Here is a 16,081-nt window from a genome sequence, read left to right as displayed (position 1 = left end):
GCTATTATTGCAACTGACAAAGTTGGCAACTTTTTATTTTGCAATTTTACTTTTAATATATTAACGGGCTCTCATCCACACGGTTAAAACCGTGGTTTTCGAGCCAACATAATTTATAATGACTAATTCTGATTAACTGTTTAAGAAATAGATAAATTCTATAACTGAATAAAATACTAATCAGATATTTTTTGATCTATAATAAAGACGAAGGTCGGAGTTTTCTTCCCGCCCCTCTTAGTGGTCTAGCTAGTACACTGCAGTGCTAAAGAACAGTAACAAAGCTACAACCACGATAACAATTAGGATTTTCATAGAATCTCCTAGATTAGTTAATCTAAGGCAATAGCAACTGTTAGAGCCATTGCAGTGACTCTAACAGGCTAGAGCCACCTACACGGTTAGACCGCGCGTCTATTTTACCATTTCTTTCCCTTTGATTTATAGTAGTTTTATATTTTTATTGGTTCATCCGTGAATCTGTGGAAAGCCCTGATTTGAATATAATAAAATTACCCTACCCTATCTTTAATAGTTCCAGTGATTCCTTATCATAGTTGGTAATGATAAGTTCGTTTACAGCATTTCTCTTCGAAGTATTTGAATTGATTCTTCGGCTAACTGCAACAGTATTGATGTTAAAATCCCTGTATAGTTCTCTTATATGAGGTACATCTGAGTTAGACTGCAGGAATTTAATTCCCCTTCTGTGGAGTTCCATACAGAACTCATACAATCTCTGATGTTCATCCTGTTTAAAATTACCGGACTGATACTGAGTGAAATTGGCTGTCTTTGAAACAGGAAAATAAGGAGGATCTAGATAAACAAAGGAATCCTCAGGAATTACATCAAGTAATGACTGATAGTCCTGACACAGCATTCTGATATCTTTATGATTAAAGAATGACGAACAGGCCTCAAGTGTCTGAGTATCACATATGGTTGGATTCTTGTAATTGCCAAATGGGGTATTAAAGAAGTTTTTCTTTGAAACGCGATACAGCCCGTTATAGCAGGTTTTCATAAGAAAAATGAATCTGGCAGCCCTCTCCACAGCAGATCTTTTATCAAAATCAGGCTCTCTATCCCAGGATCTGATTTCATCATAAAGCTTTCTGTCATAGATTAGAGTAGACAGGTAAACTTCCAGTTCACCAAGATTTGATTTAATGACATTGTAGGCATTGATTAGTTCTGAATTGGAATCATTGATAATAGCCTTATCAAAATTCAGAGCCATTAATACAGCACCTGACCCCACGAAAGGCTCAACGTAAGTTGAGATGTGCTCAGGTATATACTCTAGAAGACTGGGAATACTGGTAGTTTTTCCTCCAACCCACTTAACAAAGGGTTTGAGATTTGGGAAATTGTTTGGGCTATGCATATTAGAAATAACTCCTTATACTCTGCTTATTTTACAAAATAATGTAGGAGTTTTTATTGAAAGATAAATAATAACTCGGAAAATTGTTACCACAGTTATTATTATCGTGGTGGCTATGTTTTATAAACTTCTCTCTTTATCAGTGCCACAGCCAACCAATAACTGTTTGGAGACTGTCAATAACTTAAGCAAATAAGATGAATATAATTAAACGAGAATAAGCTTAATACCAAGAGTTCTAATCTGCTCTGCAACATCTTCAGGCAGATTCTTATCTGTAATTATCACGTCTATATCTCTGATATCAGATGCGGTAAAAAGCTGACTCTTTCCGTATTTACTGCTGTCAGCAAGCAGTACAATGCAAGCTCCGGTATTGATCAGCTCTCTTTTGAAATTAGCCTTCTCGGAGGTAGGCGCGGTAATACCATATTTCAGATCCCAAGCATTGCAACTGATAAAGGCATAATCAGGATGGATCTTACGCAGAAGGTTACGTGCAATTTCTCCTATACATGACTGACTGCTTGAATCAAGCTCGCCTCCAGTAATAACAACAGACACATTCTGATTACCTGATAGCAGTAGACCTATATTCAAGTCAGAAGTAATCACCTTTACAGGGATTGAAGAAAGATTTCTAGCAAGCTCAATTGTTGTGGTACCAGCATCTAATATCAGGCTGTTACCGCTGTTTACCAGTTTAACTGCTTCAGCCGCAATTCTTAATTTAGCTTCATGATGAAGACCAAGCTTTTCACTGGTTGTAAGCTGGCGAATAGAAGTATTCAGAGTGACAGAACCATGAACTCTATATACAGTTCCATCTTTATTTAATTTGATTAAATCTCGTCGAATTGTTGCAGCAGAAGCTCCGGTAACCTTTACTAAATCATCTACGGTTGCAATATTATGATTCTTAAGGTATTCAATAATACGCTGCTGTCTATCCTGGGTCATATAAAACACCTTTACGCAATATTAGGATATCAAAAACTGATTTAATACAATCATAATTTTATCATATTTGACCATATGGTTTTAACTTGCGTGAGAATAATCACTAGTAGAATCACAAATAAAGGAGCCTCTGCAGGTACAGATAGCCAATATTTGATGTTCATTAGACCTGAGCTTGTAGAATTGGATTCTAGGATAACAGGCTTCCAAATCAGAGATTAACGGAGCTTATTCTATGAAAAAAAATATGTTAACAAATTTCTACTTGTAATTTCTGACAATAACCTCATCGACAGAGCCTCGATTCTTCCCATCAGAATTGACACTTCTTTTAGCGCCGACAATAGTTACTTTGTAGTCTTTGTAAAGATCTTTGATAAAGTCAGTTGCTGAATTGGACTGCATAAATCTGATTCCCTTTGCAGTAAGCTTGTCACAGAAATTTTTCAGTCCAATCTGCTCTAAGCGAGAGAAACTATCACTTGAATAGCTTATGAAAGAAGTTGTGGATACCCGATCATATGGAGGATCTAAGTAAACAAACGATTTTGAATCAAGATAATTGAGAATCTTTGAATAATGTCCATTCAGAAAAACAATATTATTAGTTTTAAAATAATAACTTAGTTCTCTTATGGAATCAGCATATGGAGAAAATGGTCTTTTATATTTTCCATAAGGCACATTATAAAGGCCTTTACTGTTTACTCTGTATAGACCGTTATACCCCATTCGATTTAAATAATAGGTTCTTGCGGCTTTCTTTACGGGAGATAAGTCCTTGAAAGAAGAAGATCTGTCCAAAGCTCTTATTGAATAGTAGAACTCTTCATCATTAACGTAGGACTGTAATTCAGAGATTAACTCTTCAGGATAATCTCTAACAACTTTATAGAATTCAATAAGTTCGGTATTTATATCGTTAATGATTGCAGAATTAGGCTTTAAATGAAAACAGACAGCTCCGCCACCAAAGAAAGGTTCACAGTAGCTTGAGAAGGAATTAGGAACAAGAGGTGCAATGGAATTTAAAATCTGTCTTTTTCCACCCACCCATTTTAAAACAGGTTGAATCATTACTTCATATGCATTAAAAAACGGAGAACAAGTCTCCGTTTTTATAGTAGATCGAAAAACTATTATTTCTCTGGAACGATAGAAACAGTAATTTCGGTCTTAACGTCAGCGTGTAGCTGAATTTCAATCTGGTAATCACCAACTGAACGTAGAACACCGTCTGGAAGACGAACTTCTGACTTGTGTAACTCTACACCAGCTTTTGATGCAGCTTCAGCAATATCACGAGTACCAACTGAACCGAACAGCTTGCCCTCGTCGCCAGCCTGAGCAGCGATTTCGAACTTGCCGATCTGGTTTAACTTCTCAGCACGTTCCTGAGCAGCTTTTAATTCAGCAGCAATCTTAGCCTCAAACTGAGCACGCTCAGCTTCGAACTTAGCTAGGTTCTCTTTAGTTGCTAAAACAGCCTTCTTTAAAGGTAACAGGTAGTTACGAGCATAACCATTCTTAACCTTAACCTTGTCACCTAGACCGCCTAGACGGCCAATTTTGTCTAATAGAATAACTTCCATTTTAGCTCCTAATTAGCGGCTTTGTAGGTCAGTGTATGGTAATAGAGCTAAGAAACGAGCACGCTTGATAGCAGTAGCCAGCTGACGCTGATACTTAGCACTTGTACCTGTGATGCGGCTTGGAACAATCTTACCTGACTCGGTAACATAGTTCTTTAATAAAGCAACATCCTTGTAATCAATCTCGGTAACGCCTTCTGCAGTGAAACGGCAGAACTTACGACGGTGATAGTAATGAGCCATGATTAATCCCCTTATTCTGCATCTACTGAAGCTTCAGCATCTGCATCATCTTCAATCTTCTGTGAAGAAATTTCTTCATCACGTACGCGACGGTCATCACGAGCCTTCATCATTGGAGACTGCTCAGTAATTGGCTCATTGGTACGAATGATTAAATTACGGATAATAGCATCATTGAAACGGAAGGTGTTCTCGATTGAATCGATAACTTCCTGATCAGCTTCAACGTTCATAAGAACATAAGTTGCCTTGTGTACTTTCTGGATTGGGTAAGCCAGCTGACGACGGCCCCAGTTCTCTAAACGGTGAACCTTACCACCTGATTTCTCGATCTCGCCCTTGTAGCGCTCGATCATACCTGGAACCTGATCGGTCTGATCTGGGTGAACCAGGAATACAATTTCGTAGTTACGCATTAAAATGCCCCTTACGGTAAAAATCTGATAAATCAGTCAATTATCAGACAAGGAGACCAATGTGAATATGTTATCCACATGACTGAGTGCGATTATTATACGCTTTTTGAGAGGATTATCAAGAAAAAACGAGGTATTTGAAGATGTGCTACCGTATCTATCTGATACGATAGCAAAAAAAGTTGACAAATTTATTTTACAGAAAGCTGACGTACGACCTCGAACATTGCAATTCCGGCAGCCACTGAAACATTTAATGATTCAACCCCTTTGGCCATTGGAATCTTAACAATGGTATCGCATTTCTCTCGAGTCAGATGTCGCATACCACTTTCCTCTGAGCCCATTACAAGAGCAGTAGCTTTCTGGAAGTCGTAATCATAAATGGTATCTGTAGCCTCACCAGCCATACCTACAACTTCAACATTGAATTCCTGAAGCAGCTCGATAGTTCTTGCAAGATTGGTTACAGCAACAAAAGGAACATGCTCTGCAGCACCGTCTGCTGTCTTTCTTGCAACAGGGGTCAGTGAAGCTGACTTGTCCTTTGGAACAATAACCGCAGAAGCACCGGCTGCCCAGGCAGAACGCATAGCCGCACCAAGATTTCTAGGATCCGTTACACCATCAAGGATCAGATACAGCTGTCTCTGTCCTTCAAGCTCCTTTAACAGGTTTTCAAGGAAACGCTCATCCTTTGGAGGAGTTGCGATAACCTCAAGAACAATACCCTGGTGCACTCCATTATCGGTCTTCTCATCTAAGGAATGACGCATTGCAACCTGTGCCTTGATACCAATCTGAGAAAGCATCTGCTCAATCTGACGAATGCGCTTGTCATCCTCTCTGCCTTTTACAACCCAGGCAGCGGTAATCTTGTCAGGATTTGACTGAATTGCTGTAGTAGCGGCATTGATACCGTAAATGATTTCTCTGGTATTTGCCTTTTTCTTATTTACGTACATATTTTTATTTAACCTTTTTTAGATTTTTTATTCGATTTCTTTGAGAACTTGATCTTTTTCATGTCAATGGCTGAATCATATGGATCACTTATATATTCCTTTCCAAGTGAAAAAGCCTGCTTTTTGTTTCTCAAAACAATGTCCTGATCAGAAGGATCCTTTCCTTTTGATATGTCTGAAAGATTCATGAAAATTGTTTCTTTATCATTTTTTGGTGCATTTTGAACAATTTTCTGTCTATTTGCAACTATTGCATCTCTTTCTTTTTTCAGAGCGTTAATCTGAGCCTTGCTCATATTGGCGGGCATCAGGTTAATCTTATGCTCCTCGTGATTGATATCTGCAACTACAACCTTAACCTTCTTGCCAATAGCGTATGATTCGCCTCTGTTTGAAGTCAGAGTCTGGGTTCTCTCATCAAAGACCATATAGGAATTAAAGTTTCCTATATAAATCATACCGTCAATACCGAAATCATCGATTCTGACAAAGACACCGAAGCTGGTCACTGCAGTTACAGTACCCTCTACGGTTTCTCCTATAAACTTTTCCATATAAATACATGCCAGTGCAGCATCAACCTCATGCTCTGCCATGTCAGCGGCTATTTCTCTGTCAGTACACTTTACACCAAGTGCAACAAGTTCTGCCCTGGTATAAGATCTTGATCCAATCTTTCCCCAGGAGCGCTTTTCCTCTTTTTCGAGAAGATACTTGATTACACGGTGAAGCTGAAGATCAGCATAACGACGTATAGGAGAGGTGAAATGAGCATATTTCTCCAGAGCCAGACCAAAGTGGCCGATGTTCTCAGGAGTATACTCTGCCTTGGACATACTTCTTAGAATCAGCTCATTGATGACCTTTGCATCAACACGATGAGCAACAGAATCAGCAAGTTTCATATAGTCCTTTGAAGTAGGCTCCTTTCCTCCAGGAAGAGACAGTCCGAATCTTGCCAGCTGAGTAACCAGAAGACCTAATTTCTTCTCTGTAGGTTTTGCATGAACTCGGTACAAAGTCTGAGCATTATTAGAGGCAACAAAACAGGCAGCAGCCACATTTGCGGCAATCATGCATTCCTCAATAACCTTGTGAGCATCATTTCTCTCTAAAGGTTTGATTCCCTCAATTTCCATATTCTCATTGAATACAAAATGCAGTTCCTCAGATTCAACGGATACACCGCCACGATTGATACGATCCTTTTTAAAAGCAAGGTACAGATTGTGTAACTCTTTAACATCCTCAACCACACTCTCGTGCTCTTCAAACTGAACAGTGCCCTTTTCCATCATCTGCCAGGCCTCGGTATAGGTGAGACGAGCATGAGATCTCATCACAGCAGGGTAGAATTTGTAGGAGGTTATCTTGCCCTGATGAGAAATTTCCATTTCTGCTGTCATACATAATCTGTCAACATTAGGATTTAAAGAACAGATTCCGTTTGACAGTTTTTCTGGTAGCATAGGTATTACAAAATTTGGGAAATAGCAGCTGTTACAACGGTTTACAGCTTCCTTATCCAAAAGAGTATTTGGTTTTACATAGGTTGAAACATCCGCGATACTTACCCACAGTCTCCAGCCTTTTCCTTCTTTTCTGCAGTAAACAGCATCATCAAAGTCTCTAGCATCCTCACCGTCAATAGTAACCAAAGGAAGCTCTCTTAAATCAACTCTGCCTTTTGTTTCCTTTTCACTAACAGAATCAGGAATTCTGGATAGGGACTTTAACAGGTTCTGAGGCCAGACGTTAGGAATATCATTTCTAAGAACAGCCATAACAATAATGTTGTTAAGATTGCCGATATCCTTCACAACTTCTCTGGTCTTAATTTCAAAGCCAGATATATCCCTTTTAACAACCTGAGCAATAACCACATCACCAGAGGTTGCCTCTCCAAGATCATCTTTTGATTTAAAGAAGAACTTGAGCTGCTTTAAATTTGGTTCATCAGGTGAAAAGCCAACCTTTTTACCAGACAGAGGAATAACTCTTCCTAATACGCACTGTCTTACCTTGGTGATACTTCTGATATAGGCAACATCACCTGTTTTTGAAACCACAGCCTCAACCTCGTCATTAGGCAGTAGCACAAAATCTGAATTCAATCGGTATTCTTTGCCTGATTCATCACTCACATAGTAATTGAAGAATTTCTCCCCCATCTCTATAGACATGGCGGGGTCTTCAACGCAATAGACCTTTGATTTAAAAATCAGCAGATCATTAGGTGTTGTATAGGAACTACCCTGACCTAATGGAATCAGACTCCCTTTATCAGAAAGATCCTTTAGACAATCAAAATAATCTTTGTCTGAATAACGTGAAATATCGCCCTTAAAACCGACCTCTCCAAGAAGATAGGTACAGACTCCTAGATTGGATTTGTTAGAAAAATCCAGATGATATAAGGCTGCCACCACATATAGAGCCACTCTGAAATCAGACTCGATTTTTCCCTTTGGAGCATTCTTTAATGCCAAAAGTGCACTAATTCTTTTTTTATCGTTTGTATTCATATGTTTTCTCTTTGAATATCTTTACTCTTTTGCGGGGATTAAAAGTCTGAGTAAAGGGGATCGTTCTTATCAAAAATCCGTCTGTAAAGCTGCCAAGCTTCCGCAAAGGCAGATGTGATGTTGTTATTAAACCGCAATATTATTGAAATGATTATTTTTTTCTAACTAAAATTATAGCATCTTAATTGAAAGAGCTATGTGGAAGAACAGTACGTTTTACAACAGTTAAGTGTTCTACTGCTCATTTTTGACAAAAAAATATTTTCTAGAGTGGAATGTGAATGCAGTTTACACCTAATCCAGAAACATTTCCAGAATATCGTTAAGCATCCACCTTCCCTTTTCTGTAAGTCTGTAGGATTCCTTATCCATGATAATAAGACCAAGAGACTGAGAATTCTCAAGTTTATCTCTGACTTTTTCAAAGGAAAGACCTGTAGTATTCTCAAACTCGCTGTATCTAACATCATCAAAGATGCGCAGGCGATTCAGCATGAATTCAAAAGGTAGATCTTCAGGATTTACTTTTGAAAGTTTAAGCTGACTGTTCAAAACCTTTGAGATATATTCTGAAGGGATCTGAGGATTAGCATTTCTGAAGGTGTCATTGCCTATTTTAAGCTTAGAATGAGCACCTGCCCCAATACCTATATAATCACCAAAATACCAGTAGTTCTGATTATGAAGACATCTTCTGTCTTTTGTATAACCGGAGACTTCATAACGGTTAAAACCTAGAGAAGCTAAAAGATCAAAGCCTCGCTCCTCTATCTCCGACAGAGTATCTTCAGATGGAAGTACAGGTGGATTATTTCCAAAGGCAGTATCCTCTTCAATAGTAAGTTCGTACCAGGAGAGATGATTGCATCCAAGGTCAACTGCCATTCTTATATCATCAAGAGCCATTGAAGCATTCTGTTTTGGTAACCCGTGCATAATATCGATGTTGAAATTATCAAAACCAGCTCTGATAACATTTTCACAGCAGACGACTGCATCTTCAGAACTGTGAATTCTCCCGAGGAGTTTTAAAGAAACATCATTAAAACTCTGAACACCGATACTGATACGATTAATTCCTATATCGCGGTAGCTTTTCAGAAGGTCAAGATCAACTGTACCAGGATTAGCCTCCATTGAGATTTCTGTTTTCTCTGTAAGATAAGGAGAAATTCTTTTGAAAACCTTCTCCATTTCAAAAGGAGAAAACAGAGAAGGAGTTCCTCCACCAAAATAGACGGACAGCAAGGAACGGCCTTCAAGAAATTCTTCAAACGATGAAAAATCTGAAAGCAGCGCCTCTAAATATTTATTCTCAGTACAGTCTCTATCTCTTATAGGATAGGAATTAAAGTCACAGTAAGGACACTTCCTAACACACCATGGATAATGAACGTATAAACCGACAGGTAGTTCTGAAGCCATTAGATGTAGTTGTGCTCGAGCTTGTAAGTTAAGGCGGAGAGAGCTCTTCCTCTGTGAGAAATCAGATTCTTAATCTGAGGAGGGAGCTGTGCTGCAGAACAGTGTCTGCCGGTTACCATAAACAGAGGATCATAGCCAAATCCGCCAGAACCTATTTCTTTATAGCCGATTGATCCTTCCCATGAGGCAAGCACGGTCAGAGGAACAGGATCATCCTTGTGCTTAACAAGGCATAGAGCACAGTAATATCTTGCGGTTCTCTTATTTTCTGGAACATTCTTCATAAGCTCTAACAGCTTGGCATTATTGCTTTTGTCATCTCCACCTGAAAAACGGGCAGAATAAATGCCAGGGGCACCGTTCAGGGCATCAACAGCTAAACCAGAATCATCAGCAAGCGCCCACATTCCTGTTTTCTCTGCAGCATATCTGGCCTTTAAAATAGCATTTTCAATAAAGCTTCTGCCAGTTTCTTCAGGGGATACAACGCCCAGTTCTGACTGAAGCACAATCTCAAAACCTAATGGTTCTAAAATTGCGCGGAATTCTCTTGCCTTTCCCTCATTGGCGGAAGCTAGAACAATCTTATTTTTCATTTATTGACGAACTCTAAATTTGTTACTTTTCTTAAGCTTATCTACAGTATTCTGGGCCGCAATTCCAATTGCAGACTCTGCAGATAAATTTGCAAAATTATATTCCGATAATCTTTCAACAGTGTAATTATTTTCCATGGCCAATGCTAAAAAGTTAGCTATCTTATCGCCTCTATAGGCACAGATTTCAGCTCCAAGGATTCGGTGAGAAGATACTGATGTATAAAGATTAAGAATTCCACCATCTTCTCTTAAGCCTCTATAATGTCCCTGAGATAATCTGACTTCTGTTGTAACGAAAGTATCTCCAGTCATTTTCGCGTATTTTCTCATTTCCTCAAGAGAATTGCCAACTATGGCCAGCACCGGATCTGTGTATACAAGATTTACTTTTACCTGCGAAGGTTTGTTTGATAGAACAGGATAGTTGGCGGCATTTCTGCCTGCATACTTACCATCAGAAAACGCAACAGAGGAGAGGAAAGTATCTCGGCAGACATCTCCTGCGGCAAAAATATTAGGAACAGAGGTCTGCAGTGTGTCTTTATTTATTCTAATAAAACCGTTAGGCTGCAGTTTAACTCCGATTTTCTGCAGATTCATGCCTCCGACATTTGGAATTCTGGCGGTTGCTGCAACAATACTTTCCATGTGCAGATAATTCTCATAGCCTTTACCATCCACATAGTAGATGGTATAACCTTTTTCACCGTCATCCTCCATAGAGGTAACATAAGTGTCCACATAGAGCTTGAATCTTGAAGAAAGTAACTGATGAGCAACCAGTAACACAGACTCATCAGTAAACTGCCAGAGCTTTTTCTGACCGAACACCACTGTATCAACGCCAAGATATGATAAAGACTGACCTAACTGCAGTCCCACCTTGGAGCTTCCGAATACAGCAACTGACTTGGGGAGAGTTTCGAGCTCAAAGAATTCATTTGAGGTAAGAATATTCTTAAGTCTTGACTGTTCAAATGTCACAAGTGGAGAGGAGCCGGTTGCAATTACAGCAGTCTCAAAATGAATTTCAACAGAATCATCCACAACAGCATGATGATGGTCCGTAAATTTCAAAGTGCCTCTCAATCTTTTATTCTCAGGAATTCTGTACATAAAAGAAAGAACGTCAGAGGTGGCTCGTGCTCTCACTGCTCTTAGGGAGGATAAAACATTTGAAGTATCTGGATTGACAGGAATAGGAAAAGTGATGCCGCTTTGTTCGAGATTTTTTATGGCTTTTAGAGACTGAGCTGCAGACATTAAAAGACTGGTAGGAAGTTCCCCTGAACGCTGAGCAGTCGTCCCAACCGGACCGGAATCCACGATAATACAGTCAGCTCCACTATCCACAGCGCTTTTAAATGCTTCAATACCAGCAGAGCCGGCACCGACAATCAAAGTATGACACTCAATTTTTCGAGTTTCCATGACTTTTCCCTTTCATACCACATTGCTAATGAGTAGATTTTAGCAATCAGCCACTGATAATTCCATACTCCGTAAGTAATAAAGCACCAACACCAGACTGTACACTTTTTTCAGAATTAAGATTATTTCCAAATAGGATTTTCTGAAAATAACACTATTTTTTTATTTTTTTTAGGTGCCCCAAAAAAATTGAAATTCCCCTCGTGAATTTTATTTCAAAAAATTGCGACTTTGTCTTTTTAACTTATATTCAGTATATGTAGGAGTACTTTAGGTAATAAAGGATTATTACACAGGGTTTTGAAATGAAAATATTTTCTGCGTTGATTGTCGGTATGTTTTCCGCCTTTATTTCTTTTTCCTCTGTTGCTGCAGACTGGAAGCCAACAGAGGATATCACCATTATTGTCCCTTACAAGGCCGGAGGAGGAACTGACATGAGCGCTCAGGCAATCAGGTCAGTTGCAGAAAAATACATCAAGCAAAAAATCACTATAAAGAATGTCACGGGAGAGGATGGCATAGCAGGTGTTAAGGAAATTGTAAAAGCAAATCCGGACGGACACACCCTAGGTTATGTAAATCTTCCTACATTTGCGGCCATGTCTTATCTGCCGGGTGCATACTACAAGGTATCAGATGTTGTTCCTATCTGCGGACAGAATACAGAAACAGCAATTATTGTGGTTAATGCCGACGGCAATTACATGATGCTCGAGGATTTGGTTGAGGATGCAAAAAAACATCCAGGAAAAATCAAGGCTGCAACTAATGGCTACAAGGCCTCCTATCATACAGGAGCCCAGCTTTTTGCTCACTCTGCTGGTTTTAAATATACTGCAGTTCACTGTGACGGAACCGTTAATCAGCTTGCCAAACTCTTAACAAAGGAAGTTGATTTCATCTGTGTCACATTTGCAGAGGTTGCAGATCTGGTTTTATCAAGTTCACCAAAACTAAGAGTTGTCGGTGTATTCGGCAATAACAGAATTTCCGCGCTGCCAGACGTTCCAACTTTAGACGAGGCAGGATATTACAACAAGTGGTATGGAACAATAAGAGGAATTGTGGCTCCTCACGGAGTATCAAATGAAGTCATCAAATACTATACAGAGATCTTCAAGAAAATCATGAGTGATCCTGTAGTAGTAAGAGAACACTTTAAAAAACACATGACTCTTGACTATCAGGATAATTTGAACTTTGAGGCTGCAATTACTCAGTTGGATTATTTCTGTAGAAATGTTGAAGATACCATCTATAAGGATGAGCCAAAACAGGATTAGAACATGATCCTTATCTTAAAATTCCAAATATGACACCTCCAGAAACTTGGAGGTGTTTTATTTTCAATCATACAAATTCGTACAATCTATTCACATCAACAGTGTAAAAAAGACAAGTTGACCTGCTCCCCATGGCTGAATAGGGTCTTCCGGCGGCAAAGATAAGCACAGATACACAACCTTATTATTAGTCAGAGTTATTGCAATATTTGTGTTAAAATGACTCGGTTTGTCGATTCTCTAAAAAGAGAATATTGCATAAAAAACTGAGGATATTATGCTTTCGTCTACATCACAATTTTTGAACCGTCTATTCAAAATTGAACAGAAAGGCTCATCTGTTTCTACAGAACTACTTGCAGGTCTAACTACATTCGTTGCTATGGCCTACATTATTTTCGTAAACCCATCTATTCTTGAGGCATCAGGCATTCCTCGTGAAGCAGCTATTGCGGCTACACTCTGGTCTGCAGGTCTGTGCTCTATTGCTATGGGCTTATTTTCTAACCTGCCAATCGGCGTTGCACCAGGAATGGGTATTAATGCCTTCTTCGCATTCTACGTATGCGGAACCATGGGGTTATCATGGCAGACCGCTTTAGGTGCTGTGTTTGTATCAGGTGTAGTCTTCCTGATCCTTACTATTACCAAGCTACGTATTCTAATCATTAAGGCTGTACCAGACAGCATCAAAGCTGCCGTGGTTGTCGGTATTGGTATGTTCTTGGCAATCATTGGATTCAGCAGCGCTGGAATCGTGGTTAAATCAGATGCAACCATGGTTACCTTAGGTCACATCGGTGATGGTAAGGTTTTCCTGTCAATCATTGGAATGCTGCTTATTTCTGTACTGCTGGCCTATAAGGTAAAAGGTGCTTTAATCTACGGTATTCTGGCAGTAACTGTTTTAGGCATGATTTTTGGTCTAACACCTGCCCCAACATCTGTAAGTGATGTATTTAGTTTCAATATTCCAAGTTTTGCAGATACCTTCATGCAGATGGATGTTATGGGCGCAATCAACTACGGTCTGGTTACTGTTATCTTTACATTTACTGTTGTAGAACTGTTCGACAACATCTGTACTCTGATTGGCGTTACCAAGGATGCAGGTCTTATGGACAAAAAAGGAAATGTTGAAGGAATGGAAAAGGCTCTTTTAACAGACTCTGTAGGAACCATGGCTTCAGCTGTTCTTGGAACCTGTACTGTAACCTCATATGTTGAGTCAACCACAGGTATCAAAGAAGGAGGAAGAACAGGTTTAACTGCTGTTGTAGTAGGTTTAGGCTTCTTCCTTGCCTTTGTGTTTGCACCTCTTGCAGGACTCATTCCTGCTTTTGCAACTGCTCCTGCTATTATTATTGTAGGCAGTATGATGATGAGAAATATCAAAGATATTAATTTCTCTGATATCACCGAGTCAATTCCAGCCTTCCTAACCATTGCTATGATGCCACTGAGCTACTCAATCGGTAATGGTTTCGGCTTTGGATTTATCAGCTACTGTCTGATTAAAACCTTCACAGGTCACGTAAAGGAAATCTCTCCTGTAATGTGGCTGATTTCAATTATGTTTATTGTAAGTTTCTACATGCACGGCGTGTAAAACACATTCATCGAAAAGATATAAAATAAACATTTAACACCGTGTTTAAAGACACGGTGTTTTTGTTTTTTAAGGATTGAAATCAAGACTGAACGAGCAACTTTAGCTGTTCTATTTCCATGTCCACAATCTGTGAATAATATTTTTTTAGAGCTTCTGTGTTCTTCATACGTGTCTGAAAGAATATACCTGACATAAATACAGCAAGATGTTCTGTCGCTGCTCTTATATTCAGATTTTTTGGCAGTTGACCTTTTGCCACACAGTTCATAATGATTTTTGACAGCAGATCCATTCTCTGCTTATCCAGCTCGGCAAGTTTAGCTCTTGCAACCTCATTACCAGAAAAACCGTTAGAAATACCTATCAGCATATTTACAAAACTTGAATTGAAGAATTCACTGAGCTCTTCAGAAAAAATACATAAAACAAAGGCCTTTAGCTTTGAAAGAGGATCCTGTTCTGAAGGAGACGCACTCTCAAAAAAATAACGTACTCCCTCTGTATTGACATCAACGTATTCAACAAGATTTACAAGAAGGTCTTCCTTACTTTCAAAATGCCAGTAAATAGCCCCTCTGGATACACCTGAATACTTGGCAATATCAGACAGGCTTGTCCTCTCATAACCTCTCTTGGAGAAAAGTCTCTTAGCGCATTCTAGAATATTCTTTCTGGTTTCCTGGGATTCTTCCTGTGATTTTCTAGACATAACAGTTTCACCTTAAGGACAGACGCAGAGGCTGTCACAATTTTTTTCTATATTTAATTGAATAAATTGTATTATACAATGCACTTACGAGCCACATCTACATACAAGAAAATCGCTAATACAGTGCAGTTCATTGTAAAATACAGTGATAAATTTTTAACGAATCAAACCATACAATTAGACGCATATGAAATTCAGCAAACTAAAAACATATAAAGGTCTGATCTTTGACCTTGACGGCACACTTATTGATTCTATGCCCTACCATGCACAGTCATGGAAGCAGGTAGCAAATGAACACGGCTTTGATATAGACATTGCAGATGTATTCAGAATGGGAGGAGCATCTAGCTACGATATCGCAAGGTTCTATAAGAATCAGGGATTTCCTGTTGGAGATCTAAAATCATATGTAGACAGAAAAATCGAGATTTACCTTGAGAACATTCCTAAGATCAGAGTTTATGATGACGTCTTTGAATTCCTAAAGGAAAGACGTGAGGACAACGTTAAGATTGCCATCGGCACAGGATCAAGAACCGTCAATGTAAACTGTCTACTTGAAGCCAAAAATATGATGGATTACATAGATGTAATTGTTACTTCGGATGATGTAACTGCACATAAACCAAATCCAGATACTTTTCTTCTGGCAGCACAGAAAATGAATCTTTCTCCAGAGGAATGCTGTGTCTTTGAGGATGGAGGATTAGGTCTTCAGGCTGCAGTTAACGGAGGATTCGACTGCGTTGAAGTCAGGGATGGCTGTTTTGTAGATTTCTACGAAATAGACCGAAGCTAAAACAGCTCATAAGATTTAGAGCCACAAAAAAAAATTCCCTCACGAAGTATCCCCCTGTTATTGATCACTAGATTGATAACGGAGGCATACTAACGACGAGGGAATTTTTGTATCAGAACAACGGGA

Annotated in this window: 15 protein-coding genes; 3 read left to right on the top strand and 12 right to left on the bottom strand. The window is 39.1% G+C overall.

Going from position 1 to position 16,081, the window contains the following annotated elements; translation table 11 throughout:
• Positions 1 to 517 precede the first annotated feature (517 nt).
• The 11 genes from QZU45_RS00635 to QZU45_RS00585 all read right to left on the bottom strand — a co-directional run bounded on the left by QZU45_RS00635 (position 518) and on the right by QZU45_RS00585 (position 11,546).
• Positions 518 to 1,390, bottom strand: coding sequence for a DNA adenine methylase (locus tag QZU45_RS00635; protein WP_295350343.1), 873 nt, complete (start codon positions 1,388 to 1,390; stop codon positions 518 to 520).
• A gap of 207 nt (positions 1,391 to 1,597) precedes the next feature.
• Positions 1,598 to 2,350, bottom strand: a complete 753-nt coding sequence (locus QZU45_RS00630) for a DeoR/GlpR family DNA-binding transcription regulator (RefSeq protein ID WP_295350340.1) — start codon at positions 2,348 to 2,350, stop codon at positions 1,598 to 1,600.
• Between the two features lie 261 nt (positions 2,351 to 2,611).
• Positions 2,612 to 3,427 (bottom strand): DNA adenine methylase, encoded by an 816-nt coding sequence (locus QZU45_RS00625; RefSeq protein WP_295350338.1) that lies wholly within the window; start codon positions 3,425 to 3,427, stop codon positions 2,612 to 2,614.
• Between the two features lie 62 nt (positions 3,428 to 3,489).
• Positions 3,490 to 3,942: a 50S ribosomal protein L9 gene (rplI, locus tag QZU45_RS00620; protein ID WP_074838881.1), complete on the bottom strand. Its 453-nt coding sequence runs from the start codon at positions 3,940 to 3,942 to the stop codon at positions 3,490 to 3,492.
• A 12-nt stretch (positions 3,943 to 3,954) separates the two neighbouring features.
• Entirely contained in the window at positions 3,955 to 4,185 is a 231-nt protein-coding gene (rpsR, locus tag QZU45_RS00615) for a 30S ribosomal protein S18 (RefSeq protein WP_021890783.1), read from the bottom strand.
• Positions 4,186 to 4,196: 11 nt separating this feature from the next.
• A complete protein-coding gene (gene rpsF, locus QZU45_RS00610; RefSeq protein WP_031490959.1) occupies positions 4,197 to 4,601 on the bottom strand; it encodes a 30S ribosomal protein S6 in 405 nt (134 codons plus the stop codon).
• Positions 4,602 to 4,792: 191 nt separating this feature from the next.
• Positions 4,793 to 5,566, bottom strand: a complete 774-nt coding sequence (gene rlmB / locus QZU45_RS00605) for a 23S rRNA (guanosine(2251)-2'-O)-methyltransferase RlmB (RefSeq protein WP_295350334.1) — start codon at positions 5,564 to 5,566, stop codon at positions 4,793 to 4,795.
• 8 nt (positions 5,567 to 5,574) lie between these two features.
• The gene (gene rnr / locus QZU45_RS00600; protein ID WP_295350331.1) at positions 5,575 to 8,091 is read right to left on the bottom strand and encodes a ribonuclease R; all 2,517 of its coding nucleotides are present in this window, start codon (positions 8,089 to 8,091) and stop codon (positions 5,575 to 5,577) included.
• A gap of 294 nt (positions 8,092 to 8,385) precedes the next feature.
• On the bottom strand, positions 8,386 to 9,516 hold the full coding sequence (gene hemW / locus QZU45_RS00595; protein ID WP_295350328.1) for a radical SAM family heme chaperone HemW: 1,131 nt from the start codon (positions 9,514 to 9,516) through the stop codon (positions 8,386 to 8,388).
• Complete coding sequence (gene rdgB / locus QZU45_RS00590; RefSeq protein WP_074838871.1) at positions 9,516 to 10,112, bottom strand: RdgB/HAM1 family non-canonical purine NTP pyrophosphatase; 597 nt, start codon at positions 10,110 to 10,112, stop codon at positions 9,516 to 9,518. Before rdgB ends, hemW begins: the two co-directional genes overlap by 1 nt.
• On the bottom strand, positions 10,113 to 11,546 hold the full coding sequence (locus tag QZU45_RS00585) for an FAD-dependent oxidoreductase (RefSeq protein ID WP_295350324.1): 1,434 nt from the start codon (positions 11,544 to 11,546) through the stop codon (positions 10,113 to 10,115). It lies immediately after the preceding gene.
• A 305-nt stretch (positions 11,547 to 11,851) separates the two neighbouring features.
• Here QZU45_RS00585 and QZU45_RS00580 point away from each other — a divergent pair, with 305 nt between their 5' ends.
• Both QZU45_RS00580 and QZU45_RS00575 read left to right on the top strand, forming a co-directional pair.
• On the top strand, positions 11,852 to 12,832 hold the full coding sequence (locus tag QZU45_RS00580; RefSeq protein ID WP_295350321.1) for a tripartite tricarboxylate transporter substrate binding protein: 981 nt from the start codon (positions 11,852 to 11,854) through the stop codon (positions 12,830 to 12,832).
• A gap of 277 nt (positions 12,833 to 13,109) precedes the next feature.
• Positions 13,110 to 14,441 (top strand): NCS2 family permease, encoded by a 1,332-nt coding sequence (locus QZU45_RS00575; RefSeq protein ID WP_295350318.1) that lies wholly within the window; start codon positions 13,110 to 13,112, stop codon positions 14,439 to 14,441.
• Positions 14,442 to 14,523: 82 nt separating this feature from the next.
• Here the strand turns inward: QZU45_RS00575 and QZU45_RS00570 are convergent, their stop codons facing one another.
• Entirely contained in the window at positions 14,524 to 15,153 is a 630-nt protein-coding gene (locus QZU45_RS00570; RefSeq protein WP_295350315.1) for a TetR family transcriptional regulator, read from the bottom strand.
• Positions 15,154 to 15,340: 187 nt separating this feature from the next.
• On the opposite strand from QZU45_RS00570, the gene QZU45_RS00565 reads away from it, so the two are divergent.
• On the top strand, positions 15,341 to 15,955 hold the full coding sequence (locus QZU45_RS00565) for an HAD-IA family hydrolase (protein WP_295350312.1): 615 nt from the start codon (positions 15,341 to 15,343) through the stop codon (positions 15,953 to 15,955).
• The last annotated feature ends 126 nt before the right edge of the window (positions 15,956 to 16,081 follow it).

The sequence above is a fragment of the uncultured Succinivibrio sp. genome, assembly GCF_902756765.1.
GTDB lineage: Bacteria > Pseudomonadota > Gammaproteobacteria > Enterobacterales > Succinivibrionaceae > Succinivibrio.
This window is presented reverse-complemented; position numbering and strand designations above follow the sequence as displayed.

Excerpts from the sequence above, each read along its gene's own strand:
- rlmB (WP_295350334.1), bottom strand. The coding sequence starts at position 5,566 with ATGTACGTAAATAAGAAAAAGGCAAATACCAGAGAAATCATTTACGGT.
- QZU45_RS00570 (WP_295350315.1), bottom strand. The coding sequence starts at position 15,153 with ATGTCTAGAAAATCACAGGAAGAATCCCAGGAAACCAGAAAGAATATT.
- QZU45_RS00625 (WP_295350338.1), bottom strand. The coding sequence starts at position 3,427 with ATGATTCAACCTGTTTTAAAATGGGTGGGTGGAAAAAGACAGATTTTA.
- rpsR (WP_021890783.1), bottom strand. The coding sequence starts at position 4,185 with ATGGCTCATTACTATCACCGTCGTAAGTTCTGCCGTTTCACTGCAGAA.
- QZU45_RS00575 (WP_295350318.1), top strand. The coding sequence starts at position 13,110 with ATGCTTTCGTCTACATCACAATTTTTGAACCGTCTATTCAAAATTGAA.
- QZU45_RS00635 (WP_295350343.1), bottom strand. The coding sequence starts at position 1,390 with ATGCATAGCCCAAACAATTTCCCAAATCTCAAACCCTTTGTTAAGTGG.
- hemW (WP_295350328.1), bottom strand. The coding sequence starts at position 9,516 with ATGGCTTCAGAACTACCTGTCGGTTTATACGTTCATTATCCATGGTGT.
- QZU45_RS00565 (WP_295350312.1), top strand. The coding sequence starts at position 15,341 with ATGAAATTCAGCAAACTAAAAACATATAAAGGTCTGATCTTTGACCTT.
- QZU45_RS00630 (WP_295350340.1), bottom strand. The coding sequence starts at position 2,350 with ATGACCCAGGATAGACAGCAGCGTATTATTGAATACCTTAAGAATCAT.
- rdgB (WP_074838871.1), bottom strand. The coding sequence starts at position 10,112 with ATGAAAAATAAGATTGTTCTAGCTTCCGCCAATGAGGGAAAGGCAAGA.
- rpsF (WP_031490959.1), bottom strand. The coding sequence starts at position 4,601 with ATGCGTAACTACGAAATTGTATTCCTGGTTCACCCAGATCAGACCGAT.
- rplI (WP_074838881.1), bottom strand. The coding sequence starts at position 3,942 with ATGGAAGTTATTCTATTAGACAAAATTGGCCGTCTAGGCGGTCTAGGT.
- rnr (WP_295350331.1), bottom strand. The coding sequence starts at position 8,091 with ATGAATACAAACGATAAAAAAAGAATTAGTGCACTTTTGGCATTAAAG.
- QZU45_RS00585 (WP_295350324.1), bottom strand. The coding sequence starts at position 11,546 with ATGGAAACTCGAAAAATTGAGTGTCATACTTTGATTGTCGGTGCCGGC.
- QZU45_RS00580 (WP_295350321.1), top strand. The coding sequence starts at position 11,852 with ATGAAAATATTTTCTGCGTTGATTGTCGGTATGTTTTCCGCCTTTATT.